Genomic DNA, 20153 nt, shown 5'->3' with positions numbered 1-20153 from the left:
TCGGGGCACCCCCGCCTCGGTTGTCACAAATACCTTGATCTGATGCTGAACTTCCGCCGGCTCGTCCCGCTGCCCTCCAGGGACACGCGGCGCCGGCACGCTCGGAGGAGCCTCCGGCGGGCGAAGGCGCAGCTCGGGCCCCGCCTTGCGCCCCGACCCACCGCCCCCCCGGGGGGCGAGCGCTACGCGAGCTCCGCCTCCTTCGTGTACACGATGAGCGGAGGCTCGTGCTTCACGATCACGTCCTCGCTGACGACGACCTCCTTGATCCCCGTACGGGACGGGACGTCGTACATGATGTCGAGCATCGCCGACTCGAGGATGGCGCGAAGACCGCGGGCGCCGCTGTTCCTCTCGAGGGCCTGGCGAGCCACCGCCACGAGCGCGCCGCGGGTGAACTTGACCTTCACCCCGTCCATCTCGAAGAGCTTCTGGTACTGCTTGACCAGGCTGTTCTTCGGCTTCGTGAGGATGTCGATGAGCGCCTCCTCGTTCAGCTCGTGGAGCGTCGCCACGACCGGCAGGCGCCCGATGAACTCCGGGATGAGCCCGAACTTGAGGAGGTCCTCCGGCTGGACGACGCTGAGCAGGTCGCCCAGCTTGAAGTCCTTCTTCGCCTTGATGTCGGCGCCGAAGCCGAGGGTGTTCTGGCCGATGCGCCGCTGGATGATCTGGTCGAGCCCGACGAACGCGCCGCCGCAGATGAACAGGATGTTCGTCGTGTCGACCTGCAGGAAATCCTGCTGCGGGTGCTTGCGTCCGCCCTTCGGGGGGACATTGGCGATCGTCCCCTCGATGATCTTGAGCAGCGCCTGCTGCACGCCCTCTCCGGAGACGTCGCGGGTGATGCTCGGGTTGTCGCTCTTCCGGCTGATCTTGTCGATCTCGTCGATGTAGACGATGCCGCGCTGCGCGCGCTCGACGTCGTGATCCGCGTTCTGCAGGAGCTGGACGATGATGTTCTCGACGTCCTCGCCGACGTACCCGGCCTCGGTCAGCGTCGTCGCGTCCGCGATGGCGAAGGGGACGTTGATGATCTTGGCGAGCGTCTGCGCGAGGAGGGTCTTGCCGGACCCCGTCGGCCCCAGCAGGAGGATGTTCGACTTGGACAGCTCCACGTCGTCCGAGGAGACCCGGCTGTCGATGCGCTTGTAGTGGTTGTGCACCGCCACAGCGAGGATCTTCTTGGCGCGGTTCTGGCCGACGACGTACTCGTCCAAGGTCGCTTTGATGTCGGCGGGCTTGGGCACCGGGGTCGACCCCGCGTACGGCTCGTCCTTCTCGACCTCCTCCGCGATGATGTCATTGCACAGCCCGATGCACTCATCACAGATGTACACCGTGGGGCCCGCGATGAGCTTCTTCACCTCTTTCTGCGACTTGCCGCAGAAAGAGCAGCTTAGATTGCCATTCGAGTGATCGTCCCGCCTTCGCTCCACTTCGACCCTCAGTGCGGTCTGCCGACGCTACCGCTTCAATGAGAGGTGGGGTCCCGCCGCGGCGGCGGCCCCTCCAACTTGCGGCGGGAACGGCTTCCACCGTCCCCTGTATTTTCAGCGATGCGCAGCCAAACGCCGCGCTCGGATTCTAGTGCGGTGCCCGTACCGTCGCAAGCTAACGGGGGTGGTCTCCAGCCTGTGGCCAAAGTCAGGGAATCACCCGATGGCGCCCCGCGGTCGGCCACCGACGCGGCCGCGCATCGCGCGAAAAGCGCGAAAAGCAGCGGACCGAGCGAGCGCAGCGCGGCGCATGAAGCGCCGAGCCCGCGTGCTCCGCTGCTGCGCGCCCGCGCGCAATGCCCCGCCCGCCACAGCGGCGGGGCGTGGCGTGGCGTCACGACGCCGCGCCGCGGCGCGGCCCGGGGCGACGCCGCGCCGGCCTTCATCCCGAGCACGCCCGCCGGACGCGGCGGCGCGGCCACCTACTTGTTCCGCTTCGGGAAGACCTCGTCGATCAGGCCATACTCCTTGGCCTGCGTCGCGCTCAGGTAGAAGTCGCGCTCGATGTCCTTCGCCAGCTCGTCCCGGTTCTTTCCGGTCGCGTCGACGAGGATGTCGATCAGCGTCTCCTTGATCTTCTTGATCTCGCGCGCCTGGATCTCGATGTCCGTCGCCTGGCCTCGCGCGCCGCCGAGCGGCTGGTGGATCATCATCCGCGCGTGCGGCAGCGCGAAGCGCCGACCCTTGCGACCGGCGCCGAGCAGCACGGCGCCCATCGACGCGGCCTGGCCGATGCACATCGTCGACACCGGGCAACGCACGTACTGCATCGTGTCGTACATCGCGAGCCCCGACGTCACCACGCCGCCCGGGCTGTTGATGTAGACCTGGATCTCCTTCTCGGGATCCTCGCTCTCCAGGAAGAGGAACTGCGCGATCACGGCATTCGCGACGAAGTCGTCGATCTCCGTGCCGATGAAGACGATGCGATCCTTGAGGAGACGGCTGAAGATGTTCCACTCCCGCTCGCCGCGGTGGGTCACCTCGGTGACCGTCGGGAGGATGTAGGCCTTCTCGCGTTCGAGAAACTCGATGGCTTGGGTGCGGGTTTCGACTCGTCGGGTCATCCGGTGCTCCGGGGGGTTCGCTGCCGCGCGGCAGGGGCTCTACTCCTGGGCCAGACTGCGTCCGATCGCAAGACCGAACGCGCCCGAGGTTACCGGAAATATCGGCCGCTCGCCGCGCGGCGCACGGAACACGCGGCGCGCCGCGGCCCGCTCGATCCAGCCGCGCGCGCCCGACGTCGATCGAGAGCGCGAAAGGCGCGACCTGGACAAACGGCGCACGCCGGCGCAGCAGAGCTGAGGCGCCGGCGTGCGGTGCAGAAGTCCGGCCATTCCGCGCCGGACTGCTGCTGGGCGAAGCTAGCTCGCGTCGGCGACCTTCGCCGCAGCCTCGATGATGTCGAGGATCTTGTCCTCGAGGATCATCCCGGCGAAGAGCTCGCGCTTCTGGGGCTCGCGGTACTCCGCCTTGATCTTCGCCACGTTCTTGCCGGTCTGCTCGGCGAGCTCCTCGTAGCCCTTCTCGAGGTCGGCCTCGGTGATCCTGACCGCCTTCGCCTTCGCGATCTCGGCCATGACCAGGCCCGCGCGCACCTTCATCTCGGCGTCGAGCCGCACGCGGGCGCGGAACTCCGGCGTGGGATCGACGCGCTGCCCCTGCCTCCGCGCCGTCGCGAGCAGCTCGCGCTCGGCGAGCTGCGCCTGCTGATCGACGAGCGACGGCGGGACCGGGATCGGGTTCGCCTTGCAGAGCTCCACCACGAGCTGCTCGGCGACCGCGTCGCTCGCCCGCTGCGTCAGCTCCTTCTCGAGCTTCTTGCGGAGCGACTCGCGGAGCGCGGACAGGCTCTCGTCGCCGCAGTCCTTCGCGAACTCATCGTCCACCTCAGGGAAGATGCGCTCCCGCAGATCCTTCAGCGTGATGTGGAAGGTCGCCTGCTTGCCCCGCAGATCCGCGTTGGAGTGCTGCTCGGAGAACGTGACCGGTACGTCCTTCGACTGGCCGGGCGTCATCCCGGCGAGGGCGTCCTCGATCTCCTTGAAGACCTGGCCGCTGCCGAGCTCGGTCTCGATCTCCTGCTCCTTCGTGTCGCGCAGCGCGCCGCCGACCTCGAGGGTGAACGCGATCGTCGCGACATCCCCCTTCGCCGCGGGGCGCTCCGGCTCGGGCGCCTGCAGCGTCGAGTGCTCGCGCCGGAGGGCGGTGATCTCGGCGTCGATCATCTCGTCGCTCGGCGTCGTCGAGGGGCGCTTCACCTCGAAGCCCTCCCACTTCACCTCGGCGATGTCGGGGCGGACCTCGAAGCGGGCCTTGTAGGAGAACGCGTCGTCAGGGCGGAGCTCGGTGGGCGCGATCGCCGGCTGGGACAGGGGCTGCACCTGCTTGTCGGCGAGCGCCTGGTTCAGCGTGGCGTCGACGAGCCGCTGGGCGACATCGGCGTGGATGCGGCCGCCGTAGAGGTGCGCGAGCACCTGGCGCGGCGCCTTGCCAGGCCGGTAGCCCCGGACCCGGGCCGTCCGCTGGAGCGCCGTATAGGCCTTGTCGACCTCGCTCCGGACCCGGTCCGCGGGGACCTCCACCTGAAACTCCATCAGCACGGGAGAAAGCTTTTCGACGTTGACTTGCATGGCGGTTTTTTCGAAGGGCGGCACTCGTGCCACGCGTCGCTGGGGGGGTCAAGACGAGCGACAGGACGCTGCTTTAAAAAAAAGGAGCCCCGGCGGAGAGGCGGCCGCCGGGGCTCGGATCCCGGGAGGGATCGTGCAAGCTGATGTGCAGCGCCGCGCAGCGCCGGCGCTGGCGACGCGACGGAGCAGCAGCGCCGAGCGCGACCGCGCGGACGTGCGAGGACGTTGAAGCCATCGCGCGCGCAGCGCCGCCGCGCCGTCGCGCTCAGTCGTCGTCCGAGACGTCGAAGGGGTCCTTGTCGAAGTCGAGCTCGGCGTCGAAGGACCCCTCCTCCTCGACGATGTCCTCGAGCGAGAAGCCCACACGGCTCGGGCGGAGAATCTCCCGCTCGAACTCTGAAAAGCTCTGATACGACCTGGGAAGCGGCATCTGTCCTCCTCACATGTGCCGAGGCGACGTCGGTGCGTCGGTCTGCTCGGCGAAGCTGGGCACCACGTCCGTGATCAAGGGGCGGTCGACGTCGGCCCGCGACTCGAGGTCGAGGGTGGACGACGGCGCGAGCCGATCGCCGACCTGCGTTGAAGCGAAGGCGAAAGCACGAGGACCTGCGCACGAGCGAGCGGCGCAGGGCCGCGCCCATCGCCCCAGAAGGCGCGAGCAAGGACCCGATCGACGGGCCCCGGGTCGCAGCAGGCGAGCAGCGCCCCGCCGAGGCCGAAGCAGCGGCCTCGCCTCGAGGCTCGACCGCGCGCCCATGCCTTCGCCGTTCGGCCACCCTTGCCTACATCAAGCGACATGTGGGCACTGTAGATACCCCCGCCGTTCAGGCCAACAATCTGGCAAGCGAACGGTGGGATGGCGGCGAGCGGGTGACGACGCCCCGCGCGGGTCACGTCGCCGGGGGGGGCCCCCCACCCCAGCGTCCAGGGCGTGCTCTGGGCACGGCGGCCCAGCGTCCACGGCGTCCCCCGGGACGCCCGCGGCGGCAGCGCGCTGGGCCCGCGCGCTGGGCCGACCGAAGGACGGACCCGCACGCTCGGTCGAACGTTTGTGTCGAGGCGCCCGCTTCTCTCGACGTGCCGATGGGGGTCGTGTAAGCAGCCTGGTCGGACGCGACACAGCACGATGCCATCGCCCAACGAGGGGGGCGCGCCCGGCAAGCCCGGCTCCGCCCCCAAGCCTTCGCCTGTCATCTTCGCCGTCGCCAACCAGAAGGGGGGCGTCGGCAAGACCACGACCTCGGTCAACCTGGCCGCGAGCTTCGCCGCGGCAGAGTGCCGTACGCTGCTCGTCGACTGCGATCCGCAGGGGAACGCATCGAGCGGCGTCGGCGTGCGGCGCGGGAGCTTCGAGCTGTCGCTCTACGACGTCCTGATCGGGCGGGCGGTGCTGAAGGACGCGATCGTCCCGACCGAGGTGCCGCTCCTCGGCGTGGTGCCCGCGACCCAGGACCTCGTCGCGGCGGAGCTCGAGCTGGTCGACGCGGACGACCGCGCGGTGCGGCTGCGCAACGCCCTGCGCCCGCAGCTCGACGGCTACGACTACGTCGTGCTCGATTGCCCGCCGTCGCTCGGGCTCCTCACGCTGAACGCGCTCACCGCGGCGCACCGGGTGCTCGTCCCGCTCCAGTGCGAGTACTACGCGCTCGAGGGGCTGACGCACCTGATGGCGACCATCGACCGGGTGCGGAGCGCCTTCAACCCGGAGCTCACGGTCGAGGGCGTCGTCCTCACGATGTACGACGGGCGCAACTCGCTCACCCACCAGGTGGCCGACGAGGTGAAGGCGCATTTCCGCGTCTTCGACGCGATCATCCCGCGCAACGTGAAGCTCAGCGAGGCGCCGTCGCACGGCAAGCCGGCGCTGCTCTACGACGCGCAGTCGAAGGGGGCGCAGGGCTACCTGAGCCTCGCGCGCGAGATCCTGGACGGCCCGCCCGCCGCCGCGGCAGACACGAAGAAGCGGCCGCGCGGGGACGCCGCCGAGGCGGAGCCACCGGCCGAGCCTTCGCCCCCGCAGAACCCCGGAGAGCGCGCGAGGGACGCACGACCCAGATCATGAATGCCGATCAGAAAGGGGCGCGGCGCGCGCTCGGACGGGGGCTCGACGCCCTGCTCCCGGCGGCGCCGCCGGCGACAGCGACTGCGGCCGAGGGGCGCAGCGTGTTCGTGTGCGCGATCGAGAAGATCGTCCCGCAGAAGGGGCAGCCGCGGCAGCACTTCGACGAGACCGAGCTGGAGGAGCTCACCGGCAGCATCCGCGAGCACGGGCTCATCGAGCCGCTCATCGTGCGCAGGACGCAGGCGGGGAACGACGCCTTCGAGCTCATCGCGGGCGAGCGGCGGTGGCGCGCCGCGCAGCGCGCGGGGCTCAGGGAGGTGCTCGTCGTCGTCAAGGACGTCTCCCCCAAGGAGGCGTTCGAGCTCGCGCTCGTCGAGAACGTGCAGCGAGCCGACCTCAACCCGATCGAGATCGCCGAGGCGTTCGACCGGCTGCTGCGCGAGCACAGCTACACGCACCAGACCCTCGCCGAGCGCGTCGGCAAGGATCGCACGACGATCGTCAACTCGCTCCGGCTGCTCCGGCTGCCGCCGCGGATCCGCACCATGGTCATCTCGCGCGAGCTCAGCGAGGGCCACGCGCGCGCGCTGCTCGGCGCGCCCAGCGACAAGGTGATGGCCGACGTCGCGGAGCGGACCGTCCACGGCAAGCTCCCCGTCCGCAAGGTCGAGGCGCTGATCAAGGCGGCGAAGGAGAGGGAGGTCCGGGCCGCCGAGGGCGAGGAGCCGGGCGAGAAGAAGCGCGGCGGGAAGTCGCCCGCGATCAAGGACCTGGAGGCGCGGCTCGCGCGGCGGCTCGGGACCCGCGTCGAGGTGCGCGACGAGGGTGGCCACGGCGAGCTCGGCATCACCTACGGCTCGCTCGACGAGCTCGACAGGATCATCGCGCTGCTCGGCGCGTGACCCTGCGCGGCCGGCCCCTCGACCGCCCGCGCAGGCGCGCCCCTGGCGGTGGCGGTGCGCAGGCGGGCGAGCGCGGCGGGCCGCGGCGGACCTGGCGCGCGGCCGCGCATCACTTCAGCCTGGCGCTGAGCTCCTTCACCTTGGCGCGGGCGCGCTTGCCGATCTCGGTGTCGCCGCCGTGCTTCCCGGCCTCGGTGAGCGCGGCGATCGCGCTCTGCGGCTTGCGCTCGGCCAGGAACGACAGGCCGAGGTAGTAGTGCGCGGCCGCGAACCGCGGGTCCACCTTGATCGCCGCCTGGTAGTCGGCGCGCGCCCCCGGCTCGTCGCCGAGCTCGTGGCGGCACGTCCCGCGGCGCACGTGGAACTCGGCCTCCGGCTTCAGCTTGATCGCGCGGTCGAACGCCGCCACGCAATCGGCGTAGGCCTTCGCCGGCCCGAGCATCCGCCCGATCGTCGCGATCGTCGCCACGTCGTCGCCGGTCGCCGCGAGCGCCTTCCTGAGCTCCGCCGCGGCCCGGTCGAGCACCTTCGCCTCGAACAGCATCGCGCCGTAGGCGAAGCGCGTGGCGGCCGTGTCCTCGGCCTTGAGCGCCGCCTCGTAGTGCTTGCTCGCGTTCGCGACGTCGCCCTTCAGCCCGTACGCGTAGCCCAGGTTCTGGTGGAGCGCCGCCCGGTCCGGCGCCTGCTCGATCGCCTTCGAGAGGACCGCGATCGCCTCGTCCGGCCGAGGCGGCTCGTCCAGGTAGAGCGCGGCCAGGTTCAGGGCGGCGGCCTCGAGCTTGGGGTCGCTCGCGAGCGCCTTCTTGTACGACGCCTCGGCGCCGGCGCGATCGTTCGTCTTCTCGTTCGCGAGGCCGAGGTAGTAGTGCGCCTCGGCGCTGCCCGGCTCGTGCTCGATCGCCTGGAGGAGGTGCTGCTTCGCCTCCTCGTACTTCTCGTTCTTGATGTACGCGATGCCCCGGTCCAGCGCCGTGGACGACGCGCCCTTCGAGGCCGCGGCGTCGCTGCCTTCGGGCGGATCGGCCAGGAGCGGGTCGCGCTGGGGCTCCTGCGCCCCCCCGCACGCCGCGACGCACGCGGCGAGCGCCGCTGCCGCCAGGACCCGCTGCGCGGCGAGCCTCGCCGTCGCCGTCCACACCGCGCGCGTAAACCACCTCTCGTTCATCCGACACTCCCTTCGCCGTCCAGGCCCTGGAGGACCGCGTGCAGCCGCTCCTCCACCTCTTGCGTCCGCTTGCCGCTCGCGATCTTCGTCCCGTCCGCCTCGCTCACGTAGAACACGTCGGCCACACGCGTCCCCTCCGTGTTGATCTTGGCGACCGAGATCGAGAGGCCGAGCTGGTAGAGCGCGTCCGAGATCGCGAACAGGAGGCCGGGGCGATCGCGCGTGAGGACCTCGATCACCGTGTGGTGCGAGGCGCGATCGTCGATGGATATCTGCGTCCGGACCTTCGGCGTCGGGCGCTCGCGCAGCGCGCCGCCCCGGCGCTTCTTGGCGAGCTCGGCGCCGGAGAGCTGCCCCGAGAGCACCGCCTGGATGTCGGTCACGAGCTTCGGGATGGCGCGCGCCACCCCCCCTACCCCTTCGCCGCGGTCGCGCACCCAGAACAGGTCGACGGCCTGCAGGCGCACGCCCGCCGGCGGGGACGAGCCCGCCCTCGCGCGGATCACGCCGCCGTCGTCCATCCCGTCGTCGTCGCACGCGCGCGAGTGGATCTGCGCCGCGTGGACCTCGAGGCGCGAGGCCGCGAGCGCGGCCGTGATCGCCGCGAGCAAGCCGGGGCGATCCGGCGCCACGACGCAGACCTCCGCGGCCTCCGGGTGGCGCGACGGGACGAGCGCGACCGAGACGCTGTTGCCGCCGGACTGCTGCTGCCGGGCGAGCTCCGAGTGCGCGGCGATCGCGGCCGGGCTGTTCGCGAGCAGGTAGCGCTCGGGCATCGACGCGAGGTAGCGGGCCAGGAAGTCCCGCTGCGCGCGCCGCTCGGCCTCGCTCGCGGCCGGGAGGTCCTCGAGGGCGCCGACCGTGCCGCTGATCGCGCGGGCCATGCGCTGGTCGTCGATGTCGAACGGCCCCGCGTCCTCGCGCGCGCCGCGCAGGGCCCTGTCCGCGGAGAGGTACAGCTCGTCGAGCATGCGCGCCTTCCACGACGTCATCGACGTGGGGCTCGTGGTCGAGATGTCGGCGACCGTGAGCAGGTAGAGATCGCGCAGCCCCTCGCGGCCGTGCACCTCGTGGCAGAACTCCGAGATCGTCGCGGGATCATCGAGATCGCGCCGGGTCGCGATGAGGTACATCACGAGGTGCTTCAGCACGAGGTGGCACGCCTCGTCGATGTCCTCCTGAGGGAAGCCGAGCCGCGCCAGGATCTTCCGGGCCATCTCGGCGCCGCGCCCGCTGTGATCGGTGCCCCCGATCGCCTTGCCCACGTCGTGCAGGAGCGTGGCGAAGAACAGCATCGTCGGCCGCGTCGCCTCGGCGGCGAGCCGGCACGCGAGCCCGAACTCGCCCGCGAGCTCGCCCCGCACGAGCGCCGCCAGCCGATCGACCGCGGCGACCGAGTGAACGTCGACCGTGTACACGTGGTAGACGTCGTGGTGGACGCGCCCGACGACCGGCAAAAACTCCGGGATCATCGCGAGCAGGAGGCCGAGGTCGTGCAGCTCGCGGACGACCGAGCCGCTCTGCAGCTCGGTCTCCTTGCACGTGGCGACGAGGGTCCGGAACCGCTCGGCGGCCTCGGGGCTCTCGCGGAGCGCCGCGCAGAACGCCGGATCGCCGGCGGCGCGGACGATCGCGCCGCGCGCGTAGGGCAAGAGCGGCACGCCGCGCTCGACGGCCTCGGAGACGAGCCGCAGCGCGATCGCCGGATCGGTCCTCAGCAGATCCGGATCGCTCATCGTGATGCAGCCGTCGAAGAGGCGGACCCCGGCGCCGAGTTCCTCGTCGCGGCGGCGGCGCCGCGTCAGCGTCGGCGTGGCGCGCGAGACGATCATGTCGAGGGAGCGCGAGATGGCCCGGGCGCTCCGGTAGTAGTCGCTCATCATCCGCTCGATCGCCTCGGGCGACACGGCGGCCTCGTCGGGGGGCGGCGCGCCCTTCCGGCCGGCGTCGGCCGGACCGGCGCCCTTGCTGTAGCCGAGCGCGCCCGCGCAGAGCTCCTGCTCGTCGAATGTCAGCCGGTCGGTCCTCCGCCCGGAGTGGGCGTGGAGCAGGTTGCGGATGCGCCAGAGCATCTCCGCGGCGCTCCGGATTTCCTCCGCCTCGCGGGCGACGAGCGCGCCGAAGCGGACGAGCGCGTCGAACTCGCCGACGCCGTAGCGCGCCTTCGCGGCCCAGCGGGCGACGTCGAGATCGCGCAGCCCGCCCGCGCCGTTCTTCACGTCCGGCTCCAGGAGGTAGACCGAGCCGCCGAAGCGCTCGTGCCGCTGCGAGATCTCCTTCCCGAGCCGCTCGATGAAGCGGGGCAGCTCCGAGTGCGCGAAGATGCCCGACGAGGCGCGCTGCCAGAGCGACTCCGACAGCGACGCGTCGCCGACGACGTGCCGCCAGTCGAGCAGGCTCGTCGCGGTGGGCAGGTCCTCGCGCGCGCCGTCGATGAGGTCGTCGATGGTGACGACCTGGTGCCCCACGGCGACCCCCATGTCCCAGAGCGGGTAGAGCAGCGCGTCCGCGATGGCGCTGGCGCGCTGGGCGTTGTGGGCGAGGATGCGCAGATCGAGGTCGCTCCGCAGCGCGACCGCGCCGCGGCCGTAGCCGCCGACCCCGGCGATCGCGACCGAGTCCCACTCCTTGCGGCTGGGCCCGCCGGACTCGCGCAGCAGGTGGAAGAGGCGCGCCAGGAGATCGTCGAGCAGGCGCGCGTGGCGCCGCCCCAGGGCGACCCCGACGGCGGCCGGGTCCGCGGCCGGCGTGGAGCCGCTCGGCGCCGTGCGATCGAGCTCGGCGCGCTCGCGCGCATAGGCGGCGCGGAGCTCGACGAGCCCGCTGGGCCTGGACGTGGGGGAGAGGTCGACGCTCATGCGGTGTCGTTCTGCTTTCTCAGGCGCCCGGGGCGCGGAAGGCGGTGACGTGCGCGTTCACCTTGACCGGCGTGAGGCCGGCGCCGCAGAGGCGCGGCGCCTCGGTCGCGGCAGAGAACAGGAGCCCGCCCGGGCCGAGCTCGGCCGCGAGGCGGCGCGCCACCGCGTCGCCGGCGGGCTCTGCGAGATACAGGAGCACGTTCTTGAAGAAGATGATCTGGAACCCGCCGCTCGGCACGGCGTGCACCAGATCGCAGACCTCGAAGGACACGACGTCGCGGAGCTGCTGGCCGACGTGCAGCGCGCCGCCCTTCTCTTCACAGTAGCGCTGAACGAAGGACGGGGGGAGCTGGTCGACGGCCTCGGCGGAGTAGACGGCCTCGCGCGCCGCCTCGATCGCCGGAGCGGCGCGGTCGACCCCGAGCACGCTGAAGCGGCGGCCCGCGCTCGCGAGCACCATCGCCAGGGTATAGGCCTCCTCGCCGGTGCTGCACCCGGCCGAGAGGCCGGCGATGGGCAGGTCGGGCGGGAGCCTGGGCAGCACCGAGGTGGCGATGGCCTCCCAGATGATCGGGTCGCGGTAGAAGCGCGTCTCGCCGACGCGGAGCGCGCTGACGATCTCCTCGATGGCCTCCCTGTCGTCCCGCAGCCGCTCGGCGGCCGCGAGCGGCGACACGCCGTGGCGCGCGGCCACGGCGCTGAGCACGGCGAGGACCCGCTCGCGCACCCAGCCCGGGGCGGCGAGGCTGCGGCCCAGGCCGAACCGGCGCTGCAGCTCGGCGAGCGCGAGGTCGACGGCCCGCTGGGCGGACCGCGCCGCAGGACCTCCTCCCGCTCTCGACGATCGGGCCATCGAAGGTCGTCGCGATCAGCCGAGGAAGCCGGCTTTCCTGGCCTGGGCTCCCTTGCCGCCGCCGTCGAGGGCGATGGCGAACACGTCCTTCAGCGCGAGCACGAACGTCTCGCCCTTGGTGCTGCGCGCCTTGAGGAGCCCGCCCGCGCTCGACACGGCCTCGATCTTGGTCACCGGGAGCGACACGCCGTCGTGCGCGGCGTAGATCGTGAGCACGCGCCCTTCAGGGAGCTCGGCCCAGCCGTCTTTGTCGGTCTTCGCCTCTGCCGTCTCGAGGGCTGCCTTGAGTAGGTCGTCGGTCATGAGCAACGTTTCCGTCCCGCGCCCTGCCGCGTCAAGCACGTGCTCGCCCTTACCGTGATGCAAGGCGATCGGCGTCCTGCGGGGCCTCCTCCGTGGTACCGTACTGTGCGGATGTCGAGAAGGCCGCCCAGCCAGCCCCCCCCGCGAGGGGCCCCCCCGGAGGCGCAGCAGGTGGGCAACATGCCGCCGGGGTGGCAGGCGGGGGATCACCTCTTCGTCGACGACATCAAGAAATCGTTCGGGGCGACGAAGGTGCTGCACGGCATCACGATGCACCTCCGGCGGACCGAGACGGCGGTGATCATCGGCGGGTCGGGCGCTGGCAAGACCACGCTGCTCCGGCTGCTCATCGGGCTGGAGCGGCCGACCACCGGTCACATCTGGGTCGACGGCGTGGACATGGGCGCGCTCGACGATTTCGAGATGAACCGGATGCGCCAGCGGTTCGGCATGGTGTTCCAGTACGCAGCGCTGCTCGACTCGCTGACGATCTTCGACAACGTGGCGTTCCCGCTGCGCGAGCACCGGAAGCACATGTCGAAGCGGGACATCCACGACAAGGTCGTGGGCATGCTGAACTCGCTCGGCCTCGAGAACAAGGAGGACCGGATGCCGTCGGAGCTGTCCGGCGGGCAGCGCAAGCGCGTGGGCCTGGCGCGCGCGCTGATGCTGGAGCCCGAGATCCTCATCTACGACGAGCCGACCAGCGGGCTCGATCCGCTGACGAGCCGGATGGTCGACGACCTGATCGAGGAGACGCGGGCGCGCTTCAAGGTGACGAGCGTGGTGATCTCGCACGACATGGCGAGCACGTTCCGCATCGCGCACCAGGCGTTCCTCGTGATCCAGGGGCGCGTCGTCGCGTCGGGGACGCCGGACGAGCTGGCGCACGGCGACAACGAGCAGGCGCGCCAGTTCATCGCGGCGTCGGGGGTGGCGACGGACGAGGTGTCGCGGGTGAACCGGCCTGCGCTGGCGGACAGCAAGGGCGGGCAGGTGATCGAGTTCAGGAAGGCGGCGGAGTAGCCAAGGGGGCGGCCACGAACCCCCTCTGCTCGGGCCTGCGCCCTTCGTTCCTGGAATCAGCGCTTGGGCGGCGCTCTACAGGCGGAGCACCGCGACGCGCCGGCCGCGGGGCGTCGTGGCCTCACTGAACCGGGGCGCGCTTCGGGCCAGGCGCCCGCGGCCGTCGAAGATCACGAGCGTCCCGCGCTTCTGGCGCAGGCGCGCGAGGTAGTCGTCGAGCTGCGCAAGGCCTTCGCGGAGCGGGTCCTTCTGGCCCTTGCGCCACACCTTGAGCTCGATCGCGCGCCGCTGGACGGCGCGGGAGCCATCCTGCTTTTCGTAGGGGAAGCGGACGAGCAGATCGATGCGCCCGCGGCCGACGCCGTACTCGCGATCGATGAAGCCGCCGCCGTTGACCGCGCGCTGGAGGAAGGCCATCAGGACGAGCTGCGGGGCGACCTCGGGGTACGGCATCCCGGAGGCGAGCACCTCGCCGTGCTCGTGCCAGAAGGCGGCGAACGCGCGGAGCAGGCGCCGGAACGCGAGGCGGCCGTCGGGCAGGCGGAAGCGCTCGGGCGGGGCGTCGATCCGCTCCTCGGCCGAAGAGGAGAGGACGCGGGCGATCACCTCGCGGTAGATGGGGTTCGCGACGCGCAGCGGTTTGCCCTGGGCCACGAGGCCGAGATCGCGGACGTAGGAGGCGTCGTCGTCGTACGTGTCGCCGCCGCCCTCGTACGTTCCCGCGAGCAAGGGCTCGAGCACGCGGCGGACGCGGGGCTCGGCGAGCTTGCTGACGAGCGAATCGAGGTGGGTCGCGCGGGCCAGGATGAGGCGCTCCTTGGCTTGCTCGACGTGCGCCCGCGTGATGGGCTCGCTGGGCGGGACGGCCATCTTCTCGACGATCTCGCGGCCGAGGGCGTTGACGAGCCATGGCTGGCCGGCAGTGAGCTCGAAGGCCCGGGAGAGCGCCGCATCGACGAAGACCTGGCCGGTGTCCTCCGTGCGCTGGGCGTAGAGCGCGCGGAGCTCTTCCTCCGAGAAGTCTCCGAGCCGCAGGGACTCAAGCTTGATGTTGAACGGGCTCGCGGTGCCGAGGCGCCCGGGATCGCCGCCGCTCGCGGCCTTGTAGTCGCGCACGTCGCGCAGCCCGCAGAGGATGACCGAGGCGGGAAAGTGATCGGGACGGCTGGGGAAGCCGGCGCGGAGCTGGCGCAGCACGCTGAGGAGGCCCTGGCCGCGCAGCGAGTCGATCTCGTCGAAGATGAGGGCGAGCGGGCGCGGGCAGGCGCGCGCCCAGGCGGTGAGGGCCGCCGAGAGGAGGCCCTCGTCGCCCTCGAGGGAGAACGGCGGCGGCTGGAGCTCGGGCGGCAGCGCGATCTGCGCCGCGCGTGTGAGCTCGCGCAGGACGGCGCGCTGGGCGGAACCGTAGTCGTCGCCGGCGGCGCTGCCTTCCTCACAGGAGAAGAGGACGGCGGCGTGTCGACCCGAGGCCGTGAGCCGCTCGGCGACGGCGCGCAGGGCGGTCGTCTTGCCCGTCTGCCTGGGGGCGTGGACGACGAAGTAGCCCATCTGCTCGACGAGCCCCGGCGCCTCGGGCAGGCGGCTCTCGGCCGGGATCATGTAGTGCAGATCGGGGCGGCACGGCCCGGTCGTGTTGAAACGGCGCTTCACCCGCGCGAGCGTTGGGCCAGCGGCGGCGAGAACGCAAGGGCACGGCCGCCGTTCACGATCGTCGCGACTTGAGCGAGAAGGTGAAACGAATGGAGCGGTGGTTCTGGATCGGTCTCGGCGGTGCAGCGGGGACCCTCGCCCGCTACGGGCTGTCGACGTGGTGCCAGCAGCGCTTCGGCGCCGAGTTCCCGTATGGAACGCTCGCGGTCAACGTGATCGGGTCGTTCTTGCTCGGCGTCATCGGAGAGATCGCCGCGACGACGGAGCTCCTGTCGCCGACGCTCCGCCTCAGCCTGAGCACCGGCGTGATGGGCGGGTTCACGACGTACTCGAGCTTCAACAATGAGACGATCCGGCTCATCGAGCACAAGTCGTGGGCGACGGGGCTCGCCAACATCACGATCACGCTGGTCGGTTGCTTGCTCGCCGGCGTCCTCGGGATGGTCGTCGCGCGGCGGCTCGTCGCGGGCTGAAGGCGTGGATGCGGGTCGTGGAGAGCGCGGGCTGAAGGCGGCGCCGCCGTGGTCCTGGGGGATGAGGCTCAGCCGTCGGCGCCGAGGCTCGGCGCCGTCTCTCCCTGCGCCGGCGGCACGGCGCCCGGCGCTCCGCCGGCAGCGGGCGGGCGCGCCTCTCCGCCGGACGAGGGCTTCTCTCCGGCGGGCGGGGGCTTTTCTCCGGCGGGCGGGGCCTTCTTGCCGGAGCTGCCGGAGCGGGCCTCGAACATCCATGCGGCCTTGTTCAGCTCGGGGACCAGGATCGTTCCATCGACCCGGCGCGCCGCGCGGAAGGCGCGGAGGATCTTCTCGATCACGACCGCGACCCTCCCGTCCTGCAGATCGAGCGCGCGCTGCGTCACCCGCCGCCCCGCGGCGATCTGGACGCTGGCGACGCCGCGCACCCGCTGCGCCGTGGCCCGGAGCGCGGCCGCGCACTCCGCGCCGACGCCGTAGTCCTCGAGGAGCTTCGCGTCCTGCGCCGGATCGGCCCTTCGGGTCTCGTCGATGAAGCTCGCGAGCGCCTCGAGGCCCTTGGCGAGGCTCTCGGGGGAGTCCGCGCGCCCCACGACGGCGTCGACCCGCGCCATGCGGCGAGCGCCGAGCGCGTTGCGCAGGCCGTCGTAGCAGAGATCGCGCTCGCCGATGCCGTCGCGCATCGCGCTCCGCCCCTGCACCTCGAGCGCGGCCCTCGCGCCGGCCGCCTCGGTCTCCGCCGCGTCGTGCGACCGCTTCATCGCCTGGAGCCTGCCCGCCTCGGCGACGAGCAGCGGCAAGAGCGCCGCGGGCATGCGCACCTTGCCGCGCTGCGCCTCGGACAGCGAGCCCAGGATCCGCCGCGCCGAGGCGACGAAGTGCGGGGCGTCATCGATGAGGCTCTGCGAGTCGATGCGCGTCCCCTCGGCGACGAGGTCCTCCTCGGGGATGCCCGCGTAGGTGCGCGCGGCGAACGCGCCATCCGCGGGGCCGAGCTCCCTCGCGAGCGAGTCGAGGGTGATGGTGGTGGATGAAACGGTCGGTACCTCGGCCGGCGATGCCGCCAGCGCGGGCTTCTTGGTCTTGGAAGTGGCCATGAGAAGAGAGGCTACGGGAGGGCGTCAACGCAAGGAAAGCTGGCAACTGCGCTGGGCAGGATCACGTCGCGACGGCCCGGGCCCGCGGGCGCTCCGCGCCAAGGGCAGCGCTTGATCGGTGGCGAGGCGCCGCGCGAGCACGCGGCGCGCCGCCGCCGCGAGCGCGCGGCTCATGCAGTCCTCCGCCGTGTCGCCGAGGAGCGCCTCGGCCTGGCGGGTCAGGTCGCGCTCGGTCGCGAGGGATCGATCGTCTTCCGGATCGAGCATGGTCCCGAGGAGCTCGACCCCCAAAGTCGACACCCCGGGTCACGCGATGAGCCCGCGCTCCCTGCTCGCCTCGTCCAGCCGCACGAAGCTCGCTCCCCTCCGCGCAAGCTCCTCCACGAACGCCCCCAACGCCTCGAGCCGCCTGCCCAGCGCGACCCGGAGCTCCGGCTGGTACGGCGCCAGCGCCTCGAGGCCGTCGCTCCGGTCGAGGAAGTCCATCCCGTGCAGCTCCAGGTTGACGAGCGCCTCCCCGGCGCACGCGCGCGCCAGGAGCCGCACGCCCGCCGCACCCGCGAGCGCGACGCTCGTCCCGATGACCGGCAGCCGCAACCCCGGCGTCACCTGGATCGGCAGCTCGACGAAGCGCCGGCCGCCACGGCGGTACCACGGCCGCCCGGGCCGGTACGGCCCGCGGGGCGCCGCGAGCACACGCGGGGTGTCCAGGATCGCCGACGACCCCCTGCCCTTCACCCGCTGCACGCCCATCGCGAGCGCCTTCGCGGCGTAGTACGGCGGGCATGGGAACACCGAGGAGTCGAACGCGACCCCCACGGCGTCGAGCGCGTCGAACAGCGCGTCGCTCACGGTGTACCCCGGCGCACGGAAGCCCGTCGGACGCCGGCCGACCGCCTCCGCGATGGCCTCGGCGCCCAGCAGGACCTCCCGCGCGATCGCGGCGCGCGGGAGCCGCGAGAGGTCGTAGCGGTGCCCGTACGAGTGGTTTTCGACCGCGTGGCCAGCGTCGCTCAGCGCGCGCAAGGCCACGGCGCTCTCGGGGCGCGCGAGGTCGCGGCCTATCGCGAACAGCGTGACGGGGATGCCGTGGGAAGCAGCGAAATCAGCGATGCGCGGGAGCGCCGTGTCATAGACGGCGCTCAGCGCGGCCGCCGCCCCGGAGCGATCCGGGACGGCGAGCCCGTGGATGGCGAAGTAGTTCGGGACCTCGTCGAGGTCGATCGAGACGGCGGCGAGGCGCCCCCGCATCGGACCGCGTCAGCTCGCGGCCATCTTCGCCACCTCGGCGGCGAAGTCGTCCTCTTTCTTGGCGATGCCCTCGCCGCGCTCATACCGCACGAAGCGCGTGAGCTTGAGCTCGCCGCCGGCCGCCTTCGACGCCGCCTGGAGGAGCTTCTCGATCGTCTGGCCGGCCTCGCCGCGCGACGCGGCCTCCACCGACTCCTGCTCGAGCAGCGCGACCTCCGAGTACCACTTGTTGAACTTGCCCTCGATGATCTTCGGCCACGCCGCCTCCGGCTTCGGCTTCGGATCCTCGCGCAGCTGCCCCTCGAAGATCTCCTGCTGCTTGGCCTTCAGCTCCGCCGTGACCTCGTCGCGACGGAGGACGAGCGGGCTCATCGCGGCGGCCTGCATCGCCGTCTCGTCGACGAACTTTTGCACCGCAGGGTGCTCCGCCACCGCCTGGCTCGACGCCTCGACCGCCACGAGCACGCCGATCTTGCCGCCGAGGTGCACGTACGCGTGCGCGACGCCGTGCTTGCCCGCCGGGATCGACACCCGATCCCACCGGCGCACCGCGACCTTCTCGCCGATGCGCGCGGTCAGCTCGGTGGCCGTGTCGGCGATCGACTTGCCGCCGATCGAGAGCTGAGCCGCGTCCGCGCCGTCGGGCGCCTTCTCGACCGCCGCGAGCACGTCGCCGACGAACTGCCGGAACGCGTCGTTGCGGGCGGCGAAGTCGGTCTGGATGTTGACCTCGACCATCGTCGCGCTCCGCCGGTCGGCCGCGACCACCGCGCGGACCTCGCCCTCGGTGGCGGACGCGCCGGCCCGCTTGGCGCTCTTCGCGAGACCCTTCTTCAGGATGATCTCGACCGCCTTCTCCATGTCGCCCTCGGCCTCCGTGAGGGCGCTCTTGCAGTCGCTCATCCCCGCCTGGGTACGCTCACGAAGCTCCTTGATCGCCTGCGCATTGATGCCGGCCATGGCTCTTTCTCCTTCAACCTGGAACCTAGATAGGAAGAGGCCGCTCCGAGCGGCCCCCGTTCACCACACGTCCGACTGCTGTTGCACGAACGGCCCGAGCGAGGGCGGGTCGAACCGCAGAGGCACAGAAGGCGCAGAGGCGTGAAATTTTCATTTCTGTCCCTGCGCCCTCTCTGCTCTCGCGCGGCTGCCACACCGCCCAGTCGAGCGGCGACGTCGTCGTCACCGCGCCGCCCGAGCGCTGGGCCGCTCCGTTGCGGCTCGCGCCGCGCTACGACGCCTGCTGCTGGCGCGGACCGCCGCCGCGGCCGCCGCGGCCGCCCTGGTAGACGTTGATCTCGTCGCGCTGGCCTCGACCGCCGCCCGCCGCCTGCTGCCCGCCCTCGCCGTGATCCTTGCGGCGCTGCGCGCCCTCGACGCACGCGTCCGCGACGCGGGCGGTGATCAGCCGGATCGAGCGGATGGCGTCGTCGTTGCCAGGGATGACGAAGTCGACGAGATCCGGGTCGCAGTTCGTGTCCGTGATGGCCACGACCGGGACGTTCAGCTTGCGCGCCTCGCTGATCGCGATCGACTCCTGGTGCGGATCGATCACGAAGATCGCGGCCGGGAGGCCGCCCATCCCCTTGAGGCCGCCCAGGTATTTCTCGAGCCGCTCGCGCTCCTTCTCGAGGCGGACGACCTCCTTCTTGAGCAGCTGCTCGTAGGTGCCGTCCTCCTTCATGCGCTCGAGGGTGCGCAGGCGATCGAGGCCCTGCTTGATCGTCCGGAAGTTCGTCAGGGTGCCGCCGAGCCAGCGGTTCGTGACGAAGTACATGCCCGACCGGCGGGCCTCCTCCTGCACGATGTCCTGCGCCTGGCGCTTCGTGCCGACGAACAGCACGTGGCCCCCGCGGCCGACGGCGTCGGTCAGGAAGTCGTACGCCCGCTTGAAGAGCCGCGTCGTCTGATCGAGATCGATGATGTGGATGCCGTTGCGCGCGCCGTAGATGAACGGCCGCATCTTCGGGTTCCAGCGCTTCGTCTGGTGGCCGAAGTGCACGCCCGCGTCGAGCAGCGAGCGGAGCGGAAGCGGGAAATCCCCCGGCTGGGGGGCGGCGGCCTGCATGGTGTCGGCCGCGGGGACGGATGCGGAGAAGCTGGTATCGGTCACGGCAGTGCCCTTTCGGTTGGTCCGCCGCTCCCCCTCCCGCGACCAACCCCATGCGCGGACAGGAGCGTCCGTGCTGCTGGGGCACCGGGCCGCGGAATGCCGTGGGTGCCAGGAGAGCGTGTGGATTCGGTTCTGCGGCAGCGAAGGCGAGGATTCGGCCTCCGCTGTCCCCCTCGTCACGAGACCGCAAGAAGGGGGGCGGTTTGCTACCCCGAGGCGCCTCGCTTGTCAAGCGATGAAGCCGCCACCTCGGCGTGCACAATTTCCGTGT

Annotated in this window: 18 protein-coding genes; 4 read left to right on the top strand and 14 right to left on the bottom strand. The window is 71.5% G+C overall.

From position 1 onward, the window contains the following. Window positions 1–182: 182 nt before the first annotated feature. The 4 genes from clpX to WME73_RS17745 all read right to left on the bottom strand — a co-directional run bounded on the left by clpX (window position 183) and on the right by WME73_RS17745 (window position 4562). A complete protein-coding gene (gene clpX, locus WME73_RS17760; RefSeq protein ID WP_012235779.1) occupies window positions 183–1439 on the bottom strand; it encodes an ATP-dependent Clp protease ATP-binding subunit ClpX in 1257 nt (418 codons plus the stop codon). A gap of 482 nt (window positions 1440–1921) precedes the next feature. Continuing rightward, window positions 1922–2566, bottom strand: coding sequence for an ATP-dependent Clp protease proteolytic subunit (locus tag WME73_RS17755; RefSeq protein WP_012235778.1), 645 nt, complete (start codon window positions 2564–2566; stop codon window positions 1922–1924). 297 nt (window positions 2567–2863) lie between these two features. Further along, window positions 2864–4132 carry a trigger factor gene (gene tig, locus WME73_RS17750; protein WP_437718100.1) on the bottom strand — a complete coding sequence of 423 codons (1269 nt, stop codon included), beginning with the start codon at window positions 4130–4132 and terminating at the stop codon, window positions 2864–2866. 265 nt (window positions 4133–4397) lie between these two features. After that, on the bottom strand, window positions 4398–4562 hold the full coding sequence (locus WME73_RS17745; protein WP_012235776.1) for a hypothetical protein: 165 nt from the start codon (window positions 4560–4562) through the stop codon (window positions 4398–4400). Between the two features lie 696 nt (window positions 4563–5258). Here WME73_RS17745 and WME73_RS17740 point away from each other — a divergent pair. Both WME73_RS17740 and WME73_RS17735 read left to right on the top strand, forming a co-directional pair. Then, window positions 5259–6194 (top strand): ParA family protein, encoded by a 936-nt coding sequence (locus tag WME73_RS17740; RefSeq protein WP_437746628.1) that lies wholly within the window; start codon window positions 5259–5261, stop codon window positions 6192–6194. Then, entirely contained in the window at window positions 6191–7096 is a 906-nt protein-coding gene (locus WME73_RS17735; RefSeq protein WP_437746627.1) for a ParB/RepB/Spo0J family partition protein, read from the top strand. Before WME73_RS17740 ends, WME73_RS17735 begins: the two co-directional genes overlap by 4 nt. 109 nt (window positions 7097–7205) lie before the next feature. Here the strand turns inward: WME73_RS17735 and WME73_RS17730 are convergent, their stop codons facing one another. Genes WME73_RS17730 through WME73_RS17715 form a run of 4 tightly spaced genes read right to left on the bottom strand, consistent with a single transcriptional unit; the run spans window position 7206 to window position 12275 of the window. Next, window positions 7206–8261 carry a tetratricopeptide repeat protein gene (locus WME73_RS17730; protein ID WP_437746626.1) on the bottom strand — a complete coding sequence of 352 codons (1056 nt, stop codon included), beginning with the start codon at window positions 8259–8261 and terminating at the stop codon, window positions 7206–7208. Next, complete coding sequence (gene glnD / locus WME73_RS17725; RefSeq protein WP_437746625.1) at window positions 8258–11119, bottom strand: [protein-PII] uridylyltransferase; 2862 nt, start codon at window positions 11117–11119, stop codon at window positions 8258–8260. The genes WME73_RS17730 and glnD overlap by 4 nt, the downstream gene beginning before the upstream one ends. 19 nt (window positions 11120–11138) lie before the next feature. Then, window positions 11139–11972 (bottom strand): CheR family methyltransferase, encoded by an 834-nt coding sequence (locus tag WME73_RS17720; RefSeq protein WP_437746624.1) that lies wholly within the window; start codon window positions 11970–11972, stop codon window positions 11139–11141. A gap of 15 nt (window positions 11973–11987) precedes the next feature. After that, entirely contained in the window at window positions 11988–12275 is a 288-nt protein-coding gene (locus WME73_RS17715) for a hypothetical protein (protein ID WP_044965043.1), read from the bottom strand. Between the two features lie 180 nt (window positions 12276–12455). On the opposite strand from WME73_RS17715, the gene WME73_RS17710 reads away from it, so the two are divergent. Further along, window positions 12456–13301, top strand: coding sequence for an ABC transporter ATP-binding protein (locus WME73_RS17710; protein ID WP_437917402.1), 846 nt, complete (start codon window positions 12456–12458; stop codon window positions 13299–13301). A 75-nt stretch (window positions 13302–13376) separates the two neighbouring features. Here WME73_RS17710 and WME73_RS17705 read toward each other — a convergent pair whose 3' ends face one another. Further along, a complete protein-coding gene (locus WME73_RS17705) occupies window positions 13377–14951 on the bottom strand; it encodes an ATP-binding protein (RefSeq protein ID WP_437916437.1) in 1575 nt (524 codons plus the stop codon). An 89-nt stretch (window positions 14952–15040) separates the two neighbouring features. Here WME73_RS17705 and crcB point away from each other — a divergent pair, with 89 nt between their 5' ends. Next, a complete protein-coding gene (crcB, locus tag WME73_RS17700; protein WP_437916436.1) occupies window positions 15041–15424 on the top strand; it encodes a fluoride efflux transporter CrcB in 384 nt (127 codons plus the stop codon). Window positions 15425–15492: 68 nt separating this feature from the next. On the opposite strand, the gene WME73_RS17695 is transcribed toward crcB, so the two are convergent. From WME73_RS17695 to rpsB, 5 genes are all read right to left on the bottom strand, one after another. Further along, window positions 15493–16518 (bottom strand): hypothetical protein, encoded by a 1026-nt coding sequence (locus tag WME73_RS17695; protein ID WP_437916435.1) that lies wholly within the window; start codon window positions 16516–16518, stop codon window positions 15493–15495. Between the two features lie 24 nt (window positions 16519–16542). Continuing rightward, window positions 16543–16818 carry a hypothetical protein gene (locus WME73_RS17690; RefSeq protein ID WP_437916434.1) on the bottom strand — a complete coding sequence of 92 codons (276 nt, stop codon included), beginning with the start codon at window positions 16816–16818 and terminating at the stop codon, window positions 16543–16545. Window positions 16819–16824: 6 nt separating this feature from the next. Then, window positions 16825–17769, bottom strand: a complete 945-nt coding sequence (locus WME73_RS17685; protein WP_437746620.1) for a polysaccharide deacetylase family protein — start codon at window positions 17767–17769, stop codon at window positions 16825–16827. 9 nt (window positions 17770–17778) lie between these two features. Further along, entirely contained in the window at window positions 17779–18729 is a 951-nt protein-coding gene (gene tsf / locus WME73_RS17680; protein WP_437746619.1) for a translation elongation factor Ts, read from the bottom strand. Window positions 18730–19000: 271 nt separating this feature from the next. Next, window positions 19001–19837 carry a 30S ribosomal protein S2 gene (gene rpsB, locus WME73_RS17675; protein ID WP_437719550.1) on the bottom strand — a complete coding sequence of 279 codons (837 nt, stop codon included), beginning with the start codon at window positions 19835–19837 and terminating at the stop codon, window positions 19001–19003. Window positions 19838–20153: the final 316 nt, after the last annotated feature.

This window comes from Sorangium sp. So ce302, from assembly GCF_051530145.1.
Lineage (GTDB): Bacteria > Myxococcota_A > Polyangia > Polyangiales > Polyangiaceae > Sorangium > Sorangium cellulosum_B.
The sequence above is the reverse complement of the archived record's forward strand: the minus strand, read 5'-3'. Positions and strand labels throughout refer to the sequence as shown.

Coding starts and splice junctions, on each gene's coding strand:
- crcB (WP_437916436.1), top strand. CDS start 15,041: ATGGAGCGGTGGTTCTGGATCGGTCTCGGCGGTGCAGCGGGGACCCTC.
- tsf (WP_437746619.1), bottom strand. CDS start 18,729: ATGGCCGGCATCAATGCGCAGGCGATCAAGGAGCTTCGTGAGCGTACC.
- tig (WP_437718100.1), bottom strand. CDS start 4,132: ATGCAAGTCAACGTCGAAAAGCTTTCTCCCGTGCTGATGGAGTTTCAG.
- WME73_RS17735 (WP_437746627.1), top strand. CDS start 6,191: ATGAATGCCGATCAGAAAGGGGCGCGGCGCGCGCTCGGACGGGGGCTC.
- rpsB (WP_437719550.1), bottom strand. CDS start 19,837: ATGCAGGCCGCCGCCCCCCAGCCGGGGGATTTCCCGCTTCCGCTCCGC.
- WME73_RS17740 (WP_437746628.1), top strand. CDS start 5,259: ATGCCATCGCCCAACGAGGGGGGCGCGCCCGGCAAGCCCGGCTCCGCC.
- WME73_RS17745 (WP_012235776.1), bottom strand. CDS start 4,562: ATGCCGCTTCCCAGGTCGTATCAGAGCTTTTCAGAGTTCGAGCGGGAG.
- WME73_RS17730 (WP_437746626.1), bottom strand. CDS start 8,261: ATGAACGAGAGGTGGTTTACGCGCGCGGTGTGGACGGCGACGGCGAGG.
- WME73_RS17710 (WP_437917402.1), top strand. CDS start 12,456: ATGCCGCCGGGGTGGCAGGCGGGGGATCACCTCTTCGTCGACGACATC.
- glnD (WP_437746625.1), bottom strand. CDS start 11,119: ATGAGCGTCGACCTCTCCCCCACGTCCAGGCCCAGCGGGCTCGTCGAG.
- WME73_RS17695 (WP_437916435.1), bottom strand. CDS start 16,518: ATGGCCACTTCCAAGACCAAGAAGCCCGCGCTGGCGGCATCGCCGGCC.
- WME73_RS17715 (WP_044965043.1), bottom strand. CDS start 12,275: ATGACCGACGACCTACTCAAGGCAGCCCTCGAGACGGCAGAGGCGAAG.
- WME73_RS17755 (WP_012235778.1), bottom strand. CDS start 2,566: ATGACCCGACGAGTCGAAACCCGCACCCAAGCCATCGAGTTTCTCGAA.
- WME73_RS17720 (WP_437746624.1), bottom strand. CDS start 11,972: ATGGCCCGATCGTCGAGAGCGGGAGGAGGTCCTGCGGCGCGGTCCGCC.
- WME73_RS17685 (WP_437746620.1), bottom strand. CDS start 17,769: ATGCGGGGGCGCCTCGCCGCCGTCTCGATCGACCTCGACGAGGTCCCG.